General features: G+C 74.1%; 17 protein-coding genes. 6 read left to right on the top strand and 11 right to left on the bottom strand.

Annotation, left to right across the window (positions count from 1 at the left end; all coding sequences use genetic code 11):
• Positions 1-891 precede the first annotated feature (891 nt).
• Together O7603_RS24580 and O7603_RS24575 are read left to right on the top strand one after the other, a co-directional pair.
• On the top strand, positions 892-1530 hold the full coding sequence (locus O7603_RS24580) for a TetR/AcrR family transcriptional regulator (RefSeq protein WP_281572141.1): 639 nt from the start codon (positions 892-894) through the stop codon (positions 1528-1530).
• Between the two features lie 64 nt (positions 1531-1594).
• Positions 1595-1822, top strand: coding sequence for a DUF3107 domain-containing protein (locus tag O7603_RS24575; protein ID WP_281572140.1), 228 nt, complete (start codon positions 1595-1597; stop codon positions 1820-1822).
• A 67-nt stretch (positions 1823-1889) separates the two neighbouring features.
• Here O7603_RS24575 and O7603_RS24570 read toward each other — a convergent pair whose 3' ends face one another.
• Entirely contained in the window at positions 1890-2543 is a 654-nt protein-coding gene (locus O7603_RS24570) for a ferritin-like fold-containing protein (protein ID WP_281572139.1), read from the bottom strand.
• A gap of 390 nt (positions 2544-2933) precedes the next feature.
• On the opposite strand from O7603_RS24570, the gene O7603_RS24565 reads away from it, so the two are divergent.
• Both O7603_RS24565 and O7603_RS24560 read left to right on the top strand, forming a co-directional pair.
• The gene (locus O7603_RS24565; protein ID WP_281572138.1) at positions 2934-4598 is read left to right on the top strand and encodes a DEAD/DEAH box helicase; all 1665 of its coding nucleotides are present in this window, start codon (positions 2934-2936) and stop codon (positions 4596-4598) included.
• Between the two features lie 198 nt (positions 4599-4796).
• Positions 4797-5951, top strand: coding sequence for an SAM-dependent methyltransferase (locus O7603_RS24560; RefSeq protein WP_281572137.1), 1155 nt, complete (start codon positions 4797-4799; stop codon positions 5949-5951).
• Positions 5952-5987: 36 nt separating this feature from the next.
• On the opposite strand, the gene O7603_RS24555 is transcribed toward O7603_RS24560, so the two are convergent.
• Positions 5988-6440, bottom strand: coding sequence for a hypothetical protein (locus O7603_RS24555; RefSeq protein ID WP_281572136.1), 453 nt, complete (start codon positions 6438-6440; stop codon positions 5988-5990).
• Positions 6441-6702: 262 nt separating this feature from the next.
• Here O7603_RS24555 and O7603_RS24550 point away from each other — a divergent pair, with 262 nt between their 5' ends.
• Positions 6703-7119 (top strand): helix-turn-helix domain-containing protein, encoded by a 417-nt coding sequence (locus O7603_RS24550; RefSeq protein ID WP_281572135.1) that lies wholly within the window; start codon positions 6703-6705, stop codon positions 7117-7119.
• Between the two features lie 26 nt (positions 7120-7145).
• On the opposite strand, the gene O7603_RS24545 is transcribed toward O7603_RS24550, so the two are convergent.
• The 3 genes from O7603_RS24545 to O7603_RS24535 form a co-directional block, all read right to left on the bottom strand.
• Positions 7146-8099, bottom strand: a complete 954-nt coding sequence (locus tag O7603_RS24545) for a hypothetical protein (protein WP_281572134.1) — start codon at positions 8097-8099, stop codon at positions 7146-7148.
• Positions 8100-8222: 123 nt separating this feature from the next.
• Positions 8223-10403: a DEAD/DEAH box helicase gene (locus O7603_RS24540; RefSeq protein WP_281572133.1), complete on the bottom strand. Its 2181-nt coding sequence runs from the start codon at positions 10401-10403 to the stop codon at positions 8223-8225.
• 102 nt (positions 10404-10505) lie between these two features.
• The gene (locus tag O7603_RS24535; protein ID WP_281572132.1) at positions 10506-12293 is read right to left on the bottom strand and encodes a BTAD domain-containing putative transcriptional regulator; all 1788 of its coding nucleotides are present in this window, start codon (positions 12291-12293) and stop codon (positions 10506-10508) included.
• A gap of 142 nt (positions 12294-12435) precedes the next feature.
• On the opposite strand from O7603_RS24535, the gene O7603_RS24530 reads away from it, so the two are divergent.
• Entirely contained in the window at positions 12436-13233 is a 798-nt protein-coding gene (locus O7603_RS24530; RefSeq protein ID WP_281572131.1) for a hypothetical protein, read from the top strand.
• A 63-nt stretch (positions 13234-13296) separates the two neighbouring features.
• On the opposite strand, the gene O7603_RS24525 is transcribed toward O7603_RS24530, so the two are convergent.
• From O7603_RS24525 to O7603_RS24500, 6 genes are all read right to left on the bottom strand, one after another.
• A complete protein-coding gene (locus tag O7603_RS24525) occupies positions 13297-14043 on the bottom strand; it encodes an SDR family oxidoreductase (RefSeq protein ID WP_281572130.1) in 747 nt (248 codons plus the stop codon).
• A gap of 106 nt (positions 14044-14149) precedes the next feature.
• On the bottom strand, positions 14150-15280 hold the full coding sequence (locus O7603_RS24520) for a branched-chain amino acid ABC transporter permease (RefSeq protein ID WP_281572129.1): 1131 nt from the start codon (positions 15278-15280) through the stop codon (positions 14150-14152).
• A complete protein-coding gene (locus O7603_RS24515; protein WP_281572128.1) occupies positions 15277-16167 on the bottom strand; it encodes a branched-chain amino acid ABC transporter permease in 891 nt (296 codons plus the stop codon). Before O7603_RS24515 ends, O7603_RS24520 begins: the two co-directional genes overlap by 4 nt.
• Entirely contained in the window at positions 16167-16937 is a 771-nt protein-coding gene (locus O7603_RS24510) for an ABC transporter ATP-binding protein (RefSeq protein WP_281572127.1), read from the bottom strand. Before O7603_RS24510 ends, O7603_RS24515 begins: the two co-directional genes overlap by 1 nt.
• Entirely contained in the window at positions 16937-17680 is a 744-nt protein-coding gene (locus tag O7603_RS24505; protein ID WP_281572126.1) for an ABC transporter ATP-binding protein, read from the bottom strand. The genes O7603_RS24510 and O7603_RS24505 overlap by 1 nt, the downstream gene beginning before the upstream one ends.
• A gap of 4 nt (positions 17681-17684) precedes the next feature.
• Positions 17685-18884 (bottom strand): substrate-binding domain-containing protein, encoded by a 1200-nt coding sequence (locus O7603_RS24500; protein ID WP_281572125.1) that lies wholly within the window; start codon positions 18882-18884, stop codon positions 17685-17687.
• Positions 18885-19061 lie beyond the last annotated feature (177 nt).

Raw genomic sequence — 19061 nt, 5'->3', positions numbered from 1 at the left:
CGGCTCTGCGGCGCGACGCGCGCCACCCGTCGGGTGCGCCTCGCCCCATCCGCGTGGCTCCGCCGCCGGCTCCTCCCCCGCAGCCCGCTCGACCCTTGGCGCGTGGAAGCCCGGCGGCACCTCGAAACCGGACGCGGCCGTGCCGACCGGCGGGACCTGGACGGCGGGCGGTGCCGAGGTCGGCAGCCCGGGCTCGGCCCAGCGCGGCGGCCCGGCGGCCGGTGCCTCCTCCGACGAGTGCCGGGCGAGGCCGGTCTCCGGGTCGAACCCGTTGGGCTGCTCGACGGCCGGCCCGTGCGGCTGCTCGACGGCCGGCCTGGGCGGCTGCTCGACGGCCGGCGCGGGCCGCTGGGCGGGCACCACCAGCCGGTCGCTGCCCGGCTCGCGCCGCTCGTCGCCGGGCGGGGCGCTCACCGGCGACGGCCGGCCGAGCGGCTGCTCGACGGGGTGGCTCACGCCGTTGGTGCGGTGCCCGTTGACCCGCGCGGGCGGCTCGGTGTCGGCCGGCAGGCCGGGCACCGGCGCCGGCAGGTCACCGTGGCGGGGCGAGGACGCCGCCCAGCCCGAGGCCGGGTCGGGCGGCCAGCGGGTCGCCGATTCCCGGGATGCGGGACCCTCGCCGGGGCGGGGCCAGCCGGCCGCCGGGGGCCCCCATCCGCCGGAACGGGATGGGTCGTCGTGCTGACCCGTCCCGTCGCCGTGCTCTCCCGGGGTGGCGGCTCCGGGTTGCCCTGCTTCACTCACCGCGCGCTCCTTGGTCGCCCCCGCTGAGGCTACCGTGTGGTGGAAGTGGCGATAAGTTACAGCGGCGGGCCAATTCCGCGACGGGCCGGAGTGCCCGACCGGTTCGGGGTAAAAGTGCCGGCTCGTACGGAGAACTCGGAGGTTCCCATGACCGCTGTGGGGAACGGTGCACAGACCGCCGGTCGGCCGACCCGCCTGCCGCGTTCCGCGCGCCGCAAGCAGCTGCTCGCCGCGGCGCAGGAGGTGTTCGTCGCCCAGGGCTACCACGCCGCGGCGATGGACGACATCGCCGAGCGGGCCGGGGTCTCCAAGCCGGTGCTCTACCAGCACTTCCCCGGCAAGATGGAGCTCTACCTGGCGCTGCTCGACACGCACTGCGACGCGATCGTGGCCAAGGTCCAGGACGCGATGCGGGGCACCAGCGACAACAAGGAGCGGGTCAGCGCCTCCGTCCGCGCGTACTTCGACTTCGTCGACCACGAGAGCGAGGCGTTCCGCCTGGTCTTCGAGTCCGACCTGCGCAACGACCCGGCGGTGCGGCAGCGCGTGGAACGGGTCGAGCAGGGCTGCATCGCCGCGATCACCGACACGATCATCTCGGACACCGGGGTGAGTCGGTCACACGCCGAGCTGCTCGCCTCCGGGCTGGTCGGCGCGGCGGAGACGGCCGCGCAGTTCTGGCTGGCCGGCGGCCGCCAGGTGCCGAAGGCGGAGGCCGAGGCGCTGGTCGCGGCGCTCTCGTGGCGCGGCATCGCCAGCTTTCCCCTGCAGGGTGAGTCAGCCTGACCGTCCCGGCCGAGATCGGATAGCCTTCCCACGGCGGCTATTTCGCCCCAGTTGAGGAGGCACAGTGGAGGTCAAGATCGGCGTGCAGTACGCGCCGCGCGAGCTGGTTCTGGAGAGCGCGCAGTCGCCGGCCGAGATCGAGCAGATCGTGACCGACGCCATCGCCGGCGACGGCGGCACGCTGTCCCTGACCGACGAGAAGGGCCGGCGGGTCATCGTGCCGGTCGACAAGGTCGCCTACGTGGAGATCGCCGAGGCGTCGCCCCGGGCGGTCGGGTTCACCGTCCGCTGATCATTTCCGGCCCGTGGCGGGCGCGGCCGAGCCCGCCCGCCACGGCGCCGAACGGCGGTGCGCCCGCTCAGTTGTTGAGGCCCACAGCGGCCATCCGCGCGGTGTGCGCTCCGGTCATCTGGCGGAACAGCGCCTGCACGTCCGTTCGGTCCCCTTGGGCGATGAGCGCCGTGAGCGCGCCCCGGTCGGCGGCCGCGACGCGGCCGGCCTGGGAGAGGGCCTCGCCGACCAGTCGCCGGCCCCACATCGAGAGGCGTCCCGCCACCCGGGGGTCGGCTTCGACCGCCATCCGGATCTCCGCGGCGGCGAACTCGGCGTACCGGGACTCGTGCACCACGTCGAGCACCAGTCGCCGGTCCGGCTCGTCCAGCGCGCCGGCGATCTCCCGGATGAAGTCGTCGGTGATCGCGTCGCCGACGTACGCCTTGGTCACCGCCTCCGCCCAGTCCCGCGGCTCGGTCGAGTCGTGGTACGCCTGCAGCGGCTCGACGTACGGCCCCATCGCCTCCTCGGGCGGCACACCGAGCGCGGCGAGCCGGTCGGCGAGCCGGCGGTAGTTCACGATCTCGGCGGCGGCCATCTCGCCCAGTGCGGCGCGACGGCTCAGGTCGGGCGCGAGCCGGGCGTCAGCGGCCATCCGTTCGAAGGCGAGCAACTCGCCGAGGGCCACCAGGCCGAGCAGGTCGGTGACGGCGGTACCGGGGGCGGTCGGCACGGACACGAGCGGAGGCTACCGCCCGACGCGCCCGCGCGGGGCCCCGGCGCGACCGCGGGGTCCGCGGCGCGACTGTGCGAGGTCCGCGGTCGCGCGTCCCGTTTCGCCGGGATCCGTATCGTCTGCACGATTCCGCCCGATGAACCGGGACACCAGCCGTCCCACCGGGTGCCCACCCGGAGTCGGGAATCAGGACGCCGGCCTGCCGGTTCAGGTAGTATGGAGCAGTTGCCGTGGGCGCCGATCTGATCGAAGTGAAGCCCGCGGCGCGCGTGCGGCCCGGTCCGGCTCGGCGATCCGCCCCCGACCGTGTGGCCCGCGCCAAACCGAACGCGCCCTGCGGACACGACGGGGCGCACCACGAGAGGGCACCCCCACATCCACATGAGCGAATTGATGCAAGGCACCACGGGCGGCCAGGAGCTGGCCCCCACCGCCCCGGTACGACCGGAGGCACCCACTTTCGCCGAGCTCGGCGCGCGTCAGGAGACCGTCGACGCGCTGGCCGCCGCCGGCATCACCCGCGCGTTCGCCATTCAGGAGTACGCGCTCCCGATCGCGCTGCGCGGCACCGACCTGATCGGCCAGGCGCCGACCGGCACCGGCAAGACCCTCGGCTTCGGCGTACCGCTGCTCGAGCGAGTCTTCGCGCCGGGCGAGGGCGGCGACGACGGCCTGCCCCAGGCCCTGGTCGTGGTCCCCACCCGCGAGCTGGGCCTCCAGGTCGCCAAGGACCTGGCCGCCGCGGGCCGCACCCGGGGCGTCCGGGTGTTGCCGATCTACGGCGGCGTGGCGTACGAGCCGCAGATCGAGGCGCTCCGCAAGGGCGTCGAGATCCTCGTCGGCACGCCGGGCCGGCTGCTCGACCTGGCCAAGCAGAAGCACCTGCGGCTCGACCGGGTGCACGCGCTGGTGCTCGACGAGGCCGACCGGATGCTCGACCTGGGCTTCCTCGACGACGTCGAGAAGATCCTGGCGATGCTTCCCGAGGACCGGCAGACCATGCTCTTCTCGGCGACCATGCCGGACCCGATCGTCACCCTCTCCCGGCGCTTCCTGCGCCACCCGGTGACGATCCACGCCGGGCACACGGCCGAGACCGGCCCGTCGCCGCAGACCGAGCAGCTCGCCTACCGCACCCACTCGATGAACAAGATCGAGATCGTGGCGCGCATCCTCCAAGCGGAGGGCCGCGGCCTGACCATGATCTTCACGCGGACCAAGCGGGCCGCCGACCGGGTCGCCGAGGACCTCGACTTCCGCGGTTTCGCGGTGGCGGCGGTGCACGGTGACCTCGGGCAGGGCGCGCGCGAGCGGGCGCTGCGGGCGTTCCGCGCCGGCAAGATCGACACGCTGGTCGCCACCGACGTGGCGGCGCGCGGCATCGACGTCAGCGGCGTCACGCACGTCATCAACTACGACTGCCCGGAAGACCAGGACACCTACACCCACCGGATCGGCCGCACCGGCCGGGCGGGGGCGAGCGGCGTCGCGGTGACCTTCGTCGACTGGGACGACATGCCCCGCTGGCGGATCATCGACAAGACGCTCGGCCTGGAGATGCCGGAGCCGCCGGAGACCTACCACACGTCTCCGCACCTCTACACCGACCTGCACATCTCCACGGACATCACCGGCACCCTGCCCACCGCCGAGCGCACCCGCGCCGGGCTCTCCGCCGAGGTCGAGGAGGACCTCGGCGGTGGCCGGTCGCGGCGCGGCGAGGGTCGCGGCCCCCGTCGCGACGAAGGCCGGGGGACCGGTCGGGGCGCCGGTCGGGGCGAGCGCCGCCGGGGCGGCGGCGAGTCTGCCGCCGGGCCGGACGCCGCCCCGCCCGCGGAGGGTTCCGCCGAGGAGGGCACGCGCACCCCGCGCCGCCGGCGTCGCCGCCGGGCCGGCGAGGTGGTCGAGGGCGAGGCGGCCGCGGTGATCCCCACCGACGGCGCCACCGAGCCGGTCACGGCCAGCACCGAGGGCGAGGCTCCGAAGCCGCGCCGCCGCCGGCGTCGTCGTGGTGGCGGCTCCGGTGCCGGTACGCCGGCCGAAGCCACCGCCGACTGACCCAGGTACCACCGAGAGACGTCCCCCGCCCGCACCCGCGGCCCGGGGGACGTCCCGTCTCACCCGCACCCCGCCGCTCCCGCCGATCAGGCAGGTGCGGTTGGCGGTTGATGGTGCTTCGCGGCTTCTGCGGGGCACCACCACCGCGTGATCCACACGAGCCCGGGGGCGCGGGGCGGGGTGGGAGAGGATGGAGAGATGCCGGAGAACTTGGACGCCGCGCTGGGTGAGGTGCGGGCACTGCTGCTCGACCCCGCGCTGACCCGGGCGGTGGCCGCCGGGCGACGACGGGGCCACCGCCCCTCGGTCGTCCGGGCCGAACTGCGCCCGGTCACCCTGAAGGCCGGGCCCCGGCTGCAGATCTCCACCTCCGACGGCGCCCGCCCGTACACCCGCAACGTCGCCCCCGGCCCGGACGCGGACTCCGCGATCGACGCGCTGCTGGCCGAGCCGTTCGGCAACTGGCACGTGGAGACGGCCGACGCGACGCTCCAGCTGCGGGTGACGAAGTCCGGCGAGGCGCAGGTGCACCGGGCGGCGGCGACCCGACCGGCCGCGGCGACCGTCGGGCACGACCGCGAGAAGGAGTACCTGCTGGATCCGGGCGACCCGATCTTCGCCGAGATCGGCGGCTCAGCGGCGAAGCGCCGGCAGGTCGACGCCTTCCTGCGGGCGCTGGCCGCGACCCTGCCCGACGAGCTGACCGGTCCGCTGCGCGTAGTGGACCTGGGCTGCGGGAACGCGTACCTCACGTTCGCCGCGTACCGCTATCTGTCCCGGCGCGGCCTCGACGTGGAGCTGGTCGGGGTGGACGTTCGGGAGGACCAGCGGCAGCGCAACACCGAGCTGGCCGAGCGGCTCGGCTGGGCCGGCCGGGTGCGGTTCGTGGCCGGCACGATCGACGACGCGGTGGTCGAACCCGCGCCAGACCTGGTGCTGGCCCTGCACGCCTGCGACACGGCCACCGACGAGGCGTTGGCCCGGGCCGTGCGGTGGGAGGCCCGGTGGGTGCTCGCCGCCCCGTGCTGCCACCACGACGTGGCCGCCCAGCTTCGAGCCCGCCCCGCCCCGGCGCCGTACGAACTGCTGACCCGGCAGGGCATCCTGCGCGAGCGGTTCGCGGACGTGCTCACCGACGCGCTGCGGGCCGGGCTGCTCCGGTTGCACGGCTACCGGACCGAGGTCGTGGAGTTCGTCGACTCTCGACACACCCCGCGGAACCTGCTGATCCGGGCCCGCCGTGCCGGCAGCGGCCCGACGACCGAGCAGCAGCGGGACTACCGGGAGTTGGTCGACCAGTGGCAGGTCACCCCGCGGTTGGAGACCCTGCTCGCACCGACCACGGTGGAGTGACGCCCGCGCCCGTGCGTGACGACCGACCCGGCCGGTTCAGCGACGCCGTTCGCCGGCGCCGCGTTCGCGGCCCAGCGGGCGCTCGCCGGCCGCGCCACGGTCCGGCGCCGGCATCCGGTCGCCCCGGTACGGCCCCCGCTCGCTCTCCGGCGGGGCGCTGGGGAACGGCACCACCTTGCCCGGGCTCTCCGCGTTGCCGGCCGCCGTGAAGGCGTTCCAGGAGATGTCCACCAGCAGACGCTTGACCTCGGCGTGCCGGACCGCGGCGCTGTGCTGGAGCGCCATCCGCACACCCAGCACCACGCCGACCAGAGTGGTCGTGATCGCTCCGGTGGCGGCCAGCACGTGCACGCCGGTGGCGACCCCGCCACTGATCGCGAGCACGAGCAACCAGATCCAGAAGCCGGCGGCGAACACGCCGGCCTTGGCGACGAAGAAGAGGCTGACCGCACCGGGCTGGTACGGCAGCGGGCGGCTCGGCTCGGTCATAGCACTCCTCGGCGGTGCGGCGGCGGACGACGGTGCCGGGACGGGCACCTAACTGGACCACGGCGCCGGGACGGGCACCGAGCCCGGTTGACGGACGACAAGCAGATCCGCGTCCCGTCCAGCTCGTGCTGATCCTCTGTCGGAAACGGTCCCGTTCATGGGACAGTTTGTGCGGTCAGTCAATTGTTTCGGGGCCGTCTGGTACTACGCTCAGATGCGACATCGTCCCCGGTGTTCCGGTCGGGAGGGAAGACCCGCAGGGATGGGTTCCGTAGAGGTTTCGCCGCAGATGGCGTTCGCACGGTTCGTGCGGCGGGCCATCGACGACGCTCGTGAGGAGCGGGGGTGGACCGTCACCGATCTTGCCGCACACACGGGCGTGGGCCGCTCCACCGTCTTCCGCTGGCTCGCCGGTGACTGGCAGGACTACCCCGAGCTGGCGAAGGTCCGTGGTTTCTGTGCGGCGCTCGACCTACCGGTCGCTGCGGCGTTCCGCGCGCTCGGCCTGCCGGACGCGGGGCCGGCCCCGCGCCGCCGCACCGACGACGGCCCGGTCGAGGCGGACGTCCGGGTGATCCTGGACCGGCTCGCCGACCCGACCGTGCCGGCCGAGGAGAAGCACCACATCCGCGACCTGCTGCGCTACCTCGCCCGCCGGCCGATCCGCCGAGCCGGCTGACCCCCTCGCCGCGGCGCCGGCCGCCGTCAGGGCACGGTGACGGTGAATTCGGCGGTCCGCACCACGCCCGCGACCTGGAAGTCGAGGTAGAGCCGGTACCGGCCCGGCCCCGGGGTGGTCAGCCAGAACCGCGCCGCCCCGTCGACCAACTCCGGCTCCGGGTGCACGTGCAGGTAGCCGAGGTCGCCCTCGCGCAGCGCCACCAGGTGCCCGTACGCCCCGAGGTAGCGCTCCAGCGTCGGAATGCCGCCGCCGGCGGTGATCCGGAAGGTCAGCGGCACGCTCGCGCCCACCTGCGGGGTGCCCTGGTGATCGACGGTGAACCCGTCGACCGTGGCCGTCGCGGCCGCCGCCGGCAGCGGACGGGGCGCGTAGTCGCCGGGCGCGACCAGGTCGGCCCCGAGGGTCAGCGCGGTCTGGGTGCCGTCGTCGGCGACGACGGTGAAGTCGGCGTACGCCCGCCAGGCGCCCGGCTGGGCCAGGGTGAGCGGCACCGACCAGGTGCCGTCCGGCGCCATCGTCGGGTGCAGGTGCTGGTAGCCGGTCAGGTCGCGACGCACCACGATCAGATGCATCGGCTTGTCGTGCACGACGGCGAACCGGGTGACCGGCCGGCGCTGCGCGTCGCGGATCTGGAACCGCAGCGACCCCGGGCGGCCGGGGGTGAACTCGCTGGCCAGCGGGGTCAGCGTGTACCCCGCCGAGCTGATCGCGAGCCCGCCCGCCTCGGCGCTCGCCGCCTGGCCGGCGACGGCGCCGTGGTCGTGCGGGGCGGTGCCCGGCGCGTGCGTGTGGTCGGTGGTGGTCTCCAGGCCCACCGGCGCGACGGGGCCGCCACCGCCGAGCCGGCCGAGGCCGAAACCGAGCAGCACGGCGAGCACCAGCCCGCCGACCGTCAACGCCAGCCGGACGGTGCCCCGATCGGGTGCGGCGGAGACCCGGTCCGGCACCGTCGCACGGGTGACGGCCTGCTGATCCATGGCGCCCACGGTACCGCCGGACCGGGCCGGCCCCGCCAGCTGTGGCGGCGGCGTGGCGACGGTCGCAATCCCCCGGGCCCGGGAACTTTCCGCACCCGAGGGCCGACGGACACCGGTGCCGGCTCAGCCGGCGAGCGCCAGGGCGAGGGGCAGCACGTCCGGCGCGCCGGCCCGGCGCAGCGCCCGGGTGAGGAGCGTCATCGTCCAGCCGGAGTCGACCAGGTCGTCGACGAGGAGCACCGGCCCGTCCAGACCGGCGAGCGCGTCGGCCAGGTCGGGCGGCACGGTGAAGGCGTCGTGCAGCGCGCGTACCCGTTGGGCGCTGTTGCCCCGGGCCGCTCCGGCGCCGCCGGCGGCCGCCGGGAGCTGGCCGAGCAGCGGCAGCCGGCCCACCGCGGCGATCCGTTCGGCGAGCGACCCGACCAGGTGGGGCCGCCGGTGCGAGCCGGCCGCGACGACGGCGACGGGGCGGCGGGGCCAGGGGTTGTCGCCGTGCGCCCACGCCTTCAGCACCTCGACCACCGCGGCGGCCACGTCGTCGGGGACCGGGGCGTCGGCCGACTCCGGCCCGACCAGGTCACGCAGCCGGCCACCCCAGCCCAGGTCGGAGAGGCGACCCACCACCCGGCCCGGCAGCGCCTGCTCCGCGGGGGCGATCCGCCCCTTCAGCGGTACGCCGACGGCGTCCAGCCCGGTGGGCCAGAGCTTCTTCGGCGGGACCTCCACCCCGGGCCGGCCGAGGAAGGTCTGCGCGGCGGTCAGTGCCGGCCCCGACACCTCCGTGGTGAAGAGCGGCGCGGCACACCGGTCGCACCGCCCGCAGTCGGTCGCCCCGGCGTCGTCGAGGCACTCGCGCAGGTATCGCATCCGGCAGCCGGGCGTAGTCGCGTACTCCCGCATGGCCTGCTGCTCCGCGGTGCGCGCGGCGGCGACGCGGCGCAACCGGGCCTCGTCGTAGACCCAGGGCTCGCCGGTGGCGAGCCAACCGCCGCGCACCCGGCGGACCGCGCCGTCCACGTCGAGCACCTTGAGCATCAGCTCCAGCCGGGCGCGACGCAGGTCGACCAGGGGTTCCAGGGCCTGGGTGGAGATCGGCCGGTCGGTGTGCAGGGCGGCCAGCACGGCCCGGACCTGCTCCTCGGGCGGGAAGGCCAGCGAGGCGAAGTAGCGCCAGATCGCGGCGTCCTCGGCACCGGGCAGGAGCAGCACCTCGGCGTGCTCGACGGCCCGGCCGGCCCGGCCGACCTGCTGGTAGTAGGCGATCGGCGAGGGCGGCGCGCCGAGGTGCACCACGAAGCCGAGGTCCGGTTTGTCGAAGCCCATGCCCAGCGCGCTGGTGGCGATCAACGCCTTGATCTTGTTGTCGAGCAGGTCCTGCTCGGCGGCCCGCCGGTCGGCGTCCTCGGCCTGCCCGGTGTACGCGGCGACCGGATAGCCCCGGGAGCGCAGGAACTCGGCGGTCTCGCCGGCCGCCGCCACGGTCAGCGTGTAGACGATGCCCGAGCCGGGGAGCCGGTCGAGGTGGTCGGCGAGCCAGGCCAGCCGGTGCGCCGGGCTCGGCAGGTCGAGGACGCCGAGCCGCAGCGACTCCCGGTCGAGCGTGCCGCGCAGCACCAGGGCATCGCTGCCGTCCCCCGTGCTGAGCTGCTCGGCCACGTCGGTGGTGACCCGGGCGTTGGCGGTCGCGGTGGTGGCCAGCACCGGCGTGCCCACCGGCAGGTTGCCGAGGAACGTCCGCAGCCGGCGGTAGTCCGGCCGGAAGTCGTGCCCCCAGTCGGAGACGCAGTGGGCCTCGTCCACCACCAGCAGGCCGGTGGTGCCGGCCAGCTTCGGCAGCACCCCGTCGCGGAAGTCCGGGTTGTTGAGCCGTTCCGGGCTGATCAGCAGGACATCCACCGCGCCCGCGTGGATCTCGGCGGTGATCTCGTCCCACTCGTCCAGGTTGGCGGAGTTGATGGTGCGGGCCCGGATCCCGGCCCGGGCCGCCGACTCCACCTGGTTGCGCATCAACGCCAGCAGCGGCGACACGATCACCGTCGGCCCGACGCTGCCGGCACCGGCGGCGGCCGCGCCAGCGGCGCCCAGGCCGGCGGCCCGGTCACGCCCGCGGAGCAGGGCGGTGGCGACGAAGTAGACCGCCGACTTGCCCCAACCGGTGCGTTGGACGCAGAGCACCCGGCGCCGGTCCACCACCAGCGCCTCGATCGCCCGCCACTGGTCCTCGCGGAGCCGGGCGCGCTCGCCGGCCAACCGCCGGAGCACCGCCTCGGCCCGCTCCCGTACCGCCGTCCGATCCTGGCCCATCCGGCATTTCTACCAGCTCCGTCGGACGTCGCTCCCCGTCGCGCCCGCGCCCTACCCTTCCTCACGGGGTGGCGGCCTGATCCGCGACCGACGGACTCGGGCCTACCGCTCGCCCGACCCCGGCGGGGGCGCGGCGGGCAGGGACGGCGGGGCAAGGAAGACGAGGAGATCGCGGAGGGGGTCGGTCAGCTGCGGCGGGAGGAGGCAGCGGGCGGCCAGGTCCTCCATCGACCCGAACGGGCCACGGAGCCAGCGGTCCATCACCACCTGACGGGCCTGCCCGGCCGTGATCCCGGGCAGCGCGGCGACCACCTGCTCCCCCACGGCGTTGACGTCCACCAGGCCTCCGTCGTCGAAGACCCGGGGAAGGTCCGGCCGGCCGATGTGCAGCTCCTGGCGCGCCGCCGGGTAGTGGTAGAGCAGGTAACGGGCCTGCTCTCGGCGAACGCGGCGCTCGTCGAGCGTCCGCACGGCCGGCCCCCTGGTCCGATTGACGACCACCGACCAGATCACCGGGTTGAGCAGGACCGTGTGGACGACGCCGACTCCCCATTCGCCCAGCCAGGCGATGATCAAGAAGCCTTGGGCGAAGGTCACCTCGTCCGGGTCCCCAGTGCCCACGACGCCGACGGCCGTGGCGACGAACACGAGGTAACCGAGGGAGGCGAGCGCGTTACGCCAGCTCCGGCGCCAAATGGCGTAGACCAGCACCACGAGCCAGGTGAGCAGCCCGAAGGAGAGCAGCGCGGTCAGCGCGCCGAGAACCGTGCCGGTGACGCTGATCCAGCGTGGCGCCGGCTGGAACGGCTGGCTGGGGCGGGGTGGCTGCCCGTACCGCTCCGGGGTCGGGAACAGTCCGGGCGGCGGGTAACCGCCCTCGGCCGGGGGACGGCTCGGCAGAGCCGGCGAACCGAACGCGAGCCCGACGACCGGCGACGGCGCGGCTGCGGCGACCGGCGGGGCGGCGGAGTCGGGATGGAGGACCGCGGTGGGCGGGGCCGGCGCCGGCGGGGCCGAGACAACGGGCGGCGGGGCGGGCGCCGGTGGCCCGGAGGATGCGGCCGGCGGGGCGGGCGGCGGCGGGGCGGAGGCCGCCAGGGGCCGGGGAGCCGTCGGCATCGCCAGCGCCGGGTCCGACCGGAGGATGCGGCGGTGCAGTTCCCGGAGTTCCTCGCCGGGCTCGATGCCGTACTCCTCCCGGAGCAGGTCGTCGAACTCCCGGTACGCGGCGAGCGCCTCCGCCTGCCGGCCGCCACGGTAGAGCGCGAGCATGAGCTGGTGCCGCAGCCGCTCCCGCACCGGGAACTCGGCCACCAGCTCCACCAGCTCACCGGCCATCTCGCGATGCCGCCCGAGGTCGAGGGTCAGCTCGGCCCGGGTCTCCAGCGCCACGGCCCGCAGCTCGACCACGCGGTGCCGGGCGGCCTCGAAGACCGGCCCGGTGAAACCAGTGAACGGCTCCCCGTGCCAGAGGCCCAACGCAGTTTCCAGCTCGGTCAGCGCCTCGACGGGCCGACCCTCGGCGTGCCGCTGCCGGGCTCGGTGGATCCCCCGCTCGAAGCGGACCGCGTCGATCGCCTCCGGTCGGACCCGCAGCAGGTAACCGGCGTCGGTCAGGCTCAGCACCTGGCCCGGCGTACGCGGCGAGCGGTCGGGCTCCAGCACCCGGCGCAGCCCGGCGACGTACTTCTGCACGACGTTCGTGCCGTTCGCGGGCGGCTCCTCCGGCCAGACCGCCTCGACGATCTGCCCGACGGGCACCGGGCGGCCGGCGGCGAGCAGCAGCACGGCCAGCACGGCTCGCTGCTTGCCGGGGCCGAGATCAAGTTCCCGGTCGGCATACCAGGCCCGCTGGGGCCCGAGGATCTCGAATCGCAGCGTTCCTGACATGCGAGTTTTCCGCTCCTGACACCCCCACGGTCGCCGGACGGCAGTGCCGGCAGCCGGACGGCAGCATATCGGCAGCCGAACCGCCGTGCCGGCCCGCAGCATCGTCATCGGCAGAGGCCACGCAGCGAGAAAGAGACGTGTGATGACACAGGCAACGGGCAGCACCGGCACCATCCGACGGACGACGGGCACGGTCGTCGCCGTGCTGGCCGCGACGACCCTGCTCGCGGGATGCGGGCCGAAGAGCGAACCGGCCGCGACAACCCGTACCAGCCCGAAGGACGTGCTCCTCGACGCCGTCCCGGACGGCACGGAGGGGGCGTTCCGGTTCAGCGGCAAGGACTCGTCCAGCACGGTCACCGGCCGGATCGACCCGGACTCGAAGGCGTTCGAGATCAACACGGCCATGGCGCCGGACTCCGACGGCATCTCCGCGAAGATGTCGTTCCTGCTGATCGGGGACGAGGTCTGGATGAAGGCGAAGTTCAGCGGCCGCCCGGGCCTGCCCAAGTTCCCGGACAAGTGGATGAAGCTGGACCGCGCGAAGCTGGCCGATGCCGCGGGCATCCCGAGCTACGACGGGGCGGACCAGGGCAACGCGGGTCCGCTCATCGAGGCGGCTACTTCCGTCGAGGAGAAGAGCCCCGGCCAGTACGCCGGCACCATCGACGTGAGCAGCGGGAACGCGGCACAGGCCCTGGAGGAGGGCGAGGCCGCGGCGCTCGGTGAGGCCGGCAAGCGAGTGCCGTTCACCGCGGTGGTCGGCGCCGACAAGCACCTGTCCTCGTTGACGCTGAAGATCCCGGCCGCCGGCGAGCGGAAGGCGTACGACTACGTGGTCACCTACGCCGACTACGGCAGCACGCCGAAGATCGCCGTGCCGACCGGCGGCGCCGCGACTGCGGCGCCGGCGATGGCGTACGAGATGTTGAACGGCTGACCCAGGACGGCACGACGGGCGGCGGCCGCACGGGGGGCCGCCGCTCCGGTCGCGTTCGTACGGTCAGCGGCCGAGCACGGACCCGCCGTTGACTCCCAGCACCTGCCCGGTGACGTAGCCGGCGGCCGGGCTCGCGAGGTAACGGACCGCCTCGGCGATGTCGGCCGGTTCGCCGGCCCGCCCGACCAGCGTGGCCGCGACCCGCCTCGCGTGCCCCTCCGCCGTCATCCGGTCGCCGAAGAACTCGGTGTCGGCGACGTAGCCGGGGCTGACCACGTTGACCGTGATCTGTTCCGGGCCGAGCTGTGCGGCGAGGTCGTACGCCCAGCCGTGCAGCGCCGCCTTCGCCGCCGAGTACGGCCCCGCGCCGCCACGCTGGGCGGCGATCGAGCTGACCAGGATCACCCGGCCGCCCGGGCGGCGCAGGGCCGGCCGCAGCGCCTCGGTGAGCAGCACGGCGGTCAGCACGTTGGCGTCCAGGTTGGCCCGCCAGTGCGCGGCGGTCGCGGCGAGCGTGTCGGTATCCCCGCCGAGGTAGCCGCCGGCGTTGTTCACCACCACGTCGACCGCCCGGCCGCCGACTGCCGCGACCACCCGGTCGAGCTGGTCCGGATCGGTCAGGTCCGCGACGACCGCGGAGACCGCGTCCGCCCGCCCGCACTCGTCGGAGACCCGCTTCGCGGCGGCCTCCAGCACGTCCGCCCGCCGCCCCACGACGAGCACGTCGTACCCGTCTCCGGCGAGCGTCCGGGCAACGGCCGCCCCGATCCCCGTCCCGCCCCCACTGACCACAGCCAACCGCGCTCTCATGCCCGCCCCTCCCGTGGACTTTCCCGTCGATCATGAAGTTATCGCCCGCCGGCACGGCGTGTCGTGACAATAACTTCATGATCGACCGGGATCACCCCGCGCCGGGTCAGCGGCGGGAGCGCGAAGGAGATCGCAGAGAGCGGCGGAGGAGGGTCAGGCGGGGGGTGAGGCTGGCCAGGCCGCCCGGGAAGAAGTACACGGCCAGGATGAAGATGGTGCCGAGCACGAAGAGCGGCTGGGAGAGCGGGCGGCTCAGCACCGCGGGCAGCGCGTCCACCGCGTCGGAGGTGCCGAAGGCGGTGAGCCGGTGGTCCAGGTACATGTAGAGGACGCCGCCGAGCACCGGCCCCCACCGCGTGCCCGGCCCGCCGAGCACCACCATGACCAGCAGCGACAGGGTCAGCTCGGACGAGGTGATGTGCGGCGAGGCGCCACCGACGATCAGGCAGTAGACCACTCCCCCGGCCGCCGCGAGCCCGCCGGCCAGGGTGAACGCCACCAGCTTGTAGCGGTACGGGTCGAGCCCGAGCACGCCGATCCGCCGCTCGTCGTCGCGCAGCCCGGCCAGCACCCGCCCGGTCGGCGAGCCGGACACCCGGTGGACCACGAAGACCACCACCGCGAGGTACGCCAACGCCAGCCAGTACAGGTTGACGGTGTTGGTCACCCCGACCAGGGCGGCCGGCAGGTTGGTGACGTCCAGCGGCAGGCCCTCCTCGCCGCCGGTGAAGCCGCCGAAGTCGCGGGCCACCAGGATCGCACCGACCTGGGCGAAGGCCAGCGTCACCATAGCGAACGCGATGCCGACCGTACGCAGCGCGACCGCACCGAGCAGCGCGGCCAGGATCGTTCCGCCGGTGATGGTGAGCAGCGCCGCCTGCCAGAGCGGCAGCCCAGCCTTGGTGACCAGGATGTCGGTGCCGTACACCCCGGCGGCGAAGTAGAGCGCGTGCCCGAAGGAGAGCATCCCGGTCCGGCCGAAGAGCAGGTCGTACCCGGCGGCGAGGCCACCGAAGACCAGGCAGACGGCGAGCAGTTGCAGGGTGCCGGGCGAGTTCAGCGGCCCCTCGAAGATCCCCGGCAGGGGCAGCGTCGAGTACGGCACGATCGCCGCGACCAGCAGCGCGACCAGCGGCAGGAACGGCCGCACGCGGTGCCACCGGCCCTGCTCCCCGGTGAGTTCGGCGGGCACCGCCGCGGGCGGCGCGGGAACCTCGGGGCTCTTGACCTCGGTCATGCCGTTGCCACCTTTCCGGCGATGCCCTGCGGGCGCAGCAGCAGCACCGCGGCCAGCAGCCCGACCACGCAGACGTCGCCGAGTCCGGACGGGCCGTAGTAGTTGACGAACTGTTGCAGCAGCCCGACCGCGACCGCCGCGTACGCGGAGCCGACCACCGATCCCATCCCGCCGATCACCACCACGATGAAGGCGAAGATGAGCAGCGACCCGCCCTGGCCCGGCGAGACGGTGCCGAAGTAGACGCCGCCGAGGGCTCCGGCCAGCGCCGCGGCGGCCCCGCCGATCGCGAACACCAGCGTGAACGCCTTGCGGACGTCGATGCCGAGCGCGGTCACCATCTCCCGGTTCTCCACGCCGGCCCGGATCACCAGGCCGTAGCGGGTCCACTGCAGGAAGGCGAGCAGCGCGCCGAGCACCAGCACGGCAGCGATGATCAGCAGCAGGCCGCCGTTGGGCACCTGCGCGCCGAGGATCCCGGTCACCTCCCGGGTCCAGTCGGGCCGCGGGAACGGCCGCGCGTCGGCGCCCCAGGTGGCCTGGAGCAGCGCCACCCCGGCGAGTGAGAGGCCGACGGTGACCAGCACCTGTTCGATGGTGCGCGAGTAGAGCGGCCGGATCAGCACCAGCTCGACCAGCACGGCGACCAGCGTGCCGGCGGCCACCCCGAAGGCGACCGCGAGCACGAAGCCGAACCCGTCCGAACCGGCGCCCGGCAGGTTGCCCGCCGCCCACCAGGTCGCGTACGCGCCGACGCCCAGGAAGAGCCCGTGCGCGAAGTTGAGCACGTCGGCCAGGCCGAAGACCAGGGAGAGCCCGGAGGCGACCAGGAAGTAGAGCGCCGCCAGGCCCAGCCCGGTCAGCGCCAGCAGGATCACGGTGCCCATCAGTGCGCGTCCTTCCCCGCCGCGGCGGCCCGGTCCGGCCCGGCCGGGTGGTGCGGCTCGCCGGTGCCGACGCCCAGCAGCGACTTCGTCAGCGCCGTCTCCAGCAGCAGCTCCTGCGCGTCGCCGGCCCAGGCCACCTGGCCGGCGGCGAGCACCACCGCGTCCTTGGCGAGCCGCCGGACCACCGCCAGGTTCTGCTCGACGAGCAGCACCGGAACGGACTCGGCGACCCGTTCCAGCACCTCGGTCACCTCGGTCACCACCTTCGGCGCCAACCCCTTGGTCGGCTCGTCGATCAGCAGCAGCCGGTTGTCGTTGAGCAGCACCCGCCCGATCGCGAGCATCTGCTGCTGACCGCCGGAGAGCGAGCCGGCCCGTTGCCGTCCGCGCCGGTCCAGCTCGGGAAAGAGCGCATAGACCTTGTCGTATGCCGGGGAGGTCCCCCGGCATTCGGCGAGCCGCAGGTTCTCGGTCACGGTGAGGCCGGCGAAGACGCAGCGGTCCTCCGGCACGTAGCCGAGCCCGCCGCGGACCAGCCGGTAGGTGGGGCGGGCGAGCAGGCTCTGCGCGCCCATCCGGATCGCGCCGCGCACCTCGCCGCTGCGCGGCGTCAGGCCGACGATCGCGCGCAGCGTGGTGGTCTTGCCGACGCCGTTGCGGCCGAGCAGCACGGTCACGCCGGTCGGGGCGACGGTGAAGGACAGCCCCTGGAGGATGTGCAGCCCGGCGATCCGGACCGACAGGTTCTCGACGCTGAGGACGGGTTCCATCAGAGCGACTCCCCCAGGTAGGCCTCCTGGACGGTGGCGTTCGCCATCACCGTCTCCGGGGTGTCGCAGGCGAGCAGCGCGCCGTGGTGCATCACGGCGATCCGGTCCGCCAGCTCCAGGATCACGTCCATGTGGTGCTCCACCATGAGCACCGAGCGGCCGCTGTCCCCGGTCAGCGAACGGATCACCGCGACCAGCTCCGGCACGTCCTCGGCGCTGACCCCGGCCATCGGCTCGTCCAGCAGCATCACCCGCGGCTCGCCGGCGAGCAGCAGGGCGATCTCCAGCTTGCGTTTCTCGCCGTGGGCGAGCGTGCCGGCGAGCGCCGCGCCCCGGTGGGCGAGGCCGACCCGGTCGAGCGCCGCGTCGGCGGCGGCGGCCACCTCCCGGTCGGCCGCCGCCCGCCGCCACAGCTTCATCGAGCCCCCGCGGTGCGCCTGCACGGCGAGCCGCACGTTCTCCCGCACGCTGAGCGAGCCGAAGACCGAGGACGCCTGGAAGGTACGGCCGAGCCCGAGCCGGGCCCGCCGGTGCGGCGGGAGGGCGGTGATGTCGTGCCCGTCGAGGGTGATCCGACCTTCCGTGGCCCGGCGCAGGCCGGTGATCAGGTTGAACAGTGAGGTCTTGCCGGCGCCGTTCGGCCCGATCACACCGAGGAACTCCCCCGGCGCGAGGTCGAGGTAGACGCCGTCGACGATGGCGACCTCACCGATCCGCCAGGTCAGACCGCGGGTGGCGAGCATCAGGTCAGCCCTTCATCGCCACGACCGGCGGCGCGGACTCGTCACCGGTGAGGGTCTTCTCGGCGGTCGCGGTGAACGCGGTGCCGCTGCCGGTCAGCTTGGCCTGGTACATCGGCTGGAGCAGCGCGTGGTCCTCGGCGCGGATGGTCATCGAGCCCTTGACCCCGTCGAAGCTCCACCCCTCCAGGGCCTTCACCATCTTGTCGACGTCGTCGCCGCCCTCCTGCACCGCGCGGACCACCATCTGGGCGGCGGCGAAGCCGTCCGGGTGGAACAGGTCGAGCGTGCCGACCTTGGCCTTCAGGGCCTTGGCGGCCTCGGTGTCGCTGGCGCCGTCGAAGTAGTGCGACAGGAAGGAGATCTTGCTGCCGGCCGCGCCGAACGTCGGCCAGGAGGCGCGGATGTCCAGGCCGGTGACGACCGTGGTCGAGGAGAGGACGGCCTGCTGGTCGAGGGTCTGCCACATCGCCGGGGCGGTGGTGCCGGCCCACGCGACGAAGAGCAGGTCCGGCTTGGCGGCCTTGATCTGGCTGGCGAACGGCGTGAACTCCGTGGCGCTGGCCGGGGCGCGGACGCTGCTGACGGTGGCGCCGGCGCCGCCGATGACAGCCTTCACGGCCGCCTCGTTGGCGTCACCGAACGCGCCGTCCTGGGCGAAGACCACGACCTTCTTGCCGGCGGCGTCGCCGATGAACGACTTGGCGGTCACCACGTCCTGGTACGACTGGCGGCCCGAACGGAAGGTGTACTTGTTGGCGCCGGTCACCGCGTCGGTCGCGGCCGGACCGGAGATGAAGAGAGCCTTGTTCTGCGCCGCGATCGGGGCCACCTGGAGCGCCACACCGGAGGCGGTGGAGCCCGCAATGATCTTGGTGCCCTTGCCGATGAGGTCCTTGGCCGCGGAGACCGCCTTCGCCGGGTCACCGGCGTCGTCGACCTCGGTCAGCTCGATCGCCCGGTCGCCGACCTTGTTGGTGCCCTTGGTGGCGTAGTCGAGGCCGGCCTTGAACCCCTCGATGTACTGCTTTCCGTAGCTGGCCAGCGCACCCGACTGGGAGTACACCAGGCCAACCTTCACCGGGGCGGCGCTGTCGCCGCCACCGGAGGCGGTGTCCTGCGGGCTGCCACAGGCCGTGGCGGCCAACGCCGCGGCCATCATCGTGGCGGCGGAGAGGAACACCCGCCGCGTCGTCCGGACCGTCATTGCGACTCCACGTGAGGACTCGGAGGGAGGGAACTCATTGTCGGCTCACGCTAGAAGTGACGTCACCCACGGGCTATGTGGTCGAAACACACAAGTAACACTGGGCAGGTGGCCGGTCGTTACAACCGGCCGCGCGCACCCGCCGCAGCGTGCTTCGGCGATGGGCGCACCCGCCGC

Source organism: Micromonospora sp. WMMD812, assembly GCF_027497215.1.
Classification (GTDB): domain Bacteria; phylum Actinomycetota; class Actinomycetes; order Mycobacteriales; family Micromonosporaceae; genus Micromonospora.
Note: the sequence above shows the minus strand (reverse complement) of the source record. Positions and strands in the feature narration are given on the sequence as shown.

Excerpts from the sequence above, each read along its gene's own strand:
- O7603_RS24520 (WP_281572129.1), bottom strand. The coding sequence starts at position 15,280 with ATGACCGAGGTCAAGAGCCCCGAGGTTCCCGCGCCGCCCGCGGCGGTG.
- O7603_RS24525 (WP_281572130.1), bottom strand. The coding sequence starts at position 14,043 with ATGAGAGCGCGGTTGGCTGTGGTCAGTGGGGGCGGGACGGGGATCGGG.
- O7603_RS24510 (WP_281572127.1), bottom strand. The coding sequence starts at position 16,937 with ATGGAACCCGTCCTCAGCGTCGAGAACCTGTCGGTCCGGATCGCCGGG.
- O7603_RS24530 (WP_281572131.1), top strand. The coding sequence starts at position 12,436 with ATGACACAGGCAACGGGCAGCACCGGCACCATCCGACGGACGACGGGC.
- O7603_RS24560 (WP_281572137.1), top strand. The coding sequence starts at position 4,797 with ATGCCGGAGAACTTGGACGCCGCGCTGGGTGAGGTGCGGGCACTGCTG.
- O7603_RS24505 (WP_281572126.1), bottom strand. The coding sequence starts at position 17,680 with ATGCTCGCCACCCGCGGTCTGACCTGGCGGATCGGTGAGGTCGCCATC.
- O7603_RS24535 (WP_281572132.1), bottom strand. The coding sequence starts at position 12,293 with ATGTCAGGAACGCTGCGATTCGAGATCCTCGGGCCCCAGCGGGCCTGG.
- O7603_RS24555 (WP_281572136.1), bottom strand. The coding sequence starts at position 6,440 with ATGACCGAGCCGAGCCGCCCGCTGCCGTACCAGCCCGGTGCGGTCAGC.
- O7603_RS24500 (WP_281572125.1), bottom strand. The coding sequence starts at position 18,884 with ATGACGGTCCGGACGACGCGGCGGGTGTTCCTCTCCGCCGCCACGATG.
- O7603_RS24550 (WP_281572135.1), top strand. The coding sequence starts at position 6,703 with ATGGGTTCCGTAGAGGTTTCGCCGCAGATGGCGTTCGCACGGTTCGTG.
- O7603_RS24515 (WP_281572128.1), bottom strand. The coding sequence starts at position 16,167 with ATGGGCACCGTGATCCTGCTGGCGCTGACCGGGCTGGGCCTGGCGGCG.
- O7603_RS24565 (WP_281572138.1), top strand. The coding sequence starts at position 2,934 with ATGCAAGGCACCACGGGCGGCCAGGAGCTGGCCCCCACCGCCCCGGTA.
- O7603_RS24580 (WP_281572141.1), top strand. The coding sequence starts at position 892 with ATGACCGCTGTGGGGAACGGTGCACAGACCGCCGGTCGGCCGACCCGC.
- O7603_RS24545 (WP_281572134.1), bottom strand. The coding sequence starts at position 8,099 with ATGGATCAGCAGGCCGTCACCCGTGCGACGGTGCCGGACCGGGTCTCC.
- O7603_RS24540 (WP_281572133.1), bottom strand. The coding sequence starts at position 10,403 with ATGGGCCAGGATCGGACGGCGGTACGGGAGCGGGCCGAGGCGGTGCTC.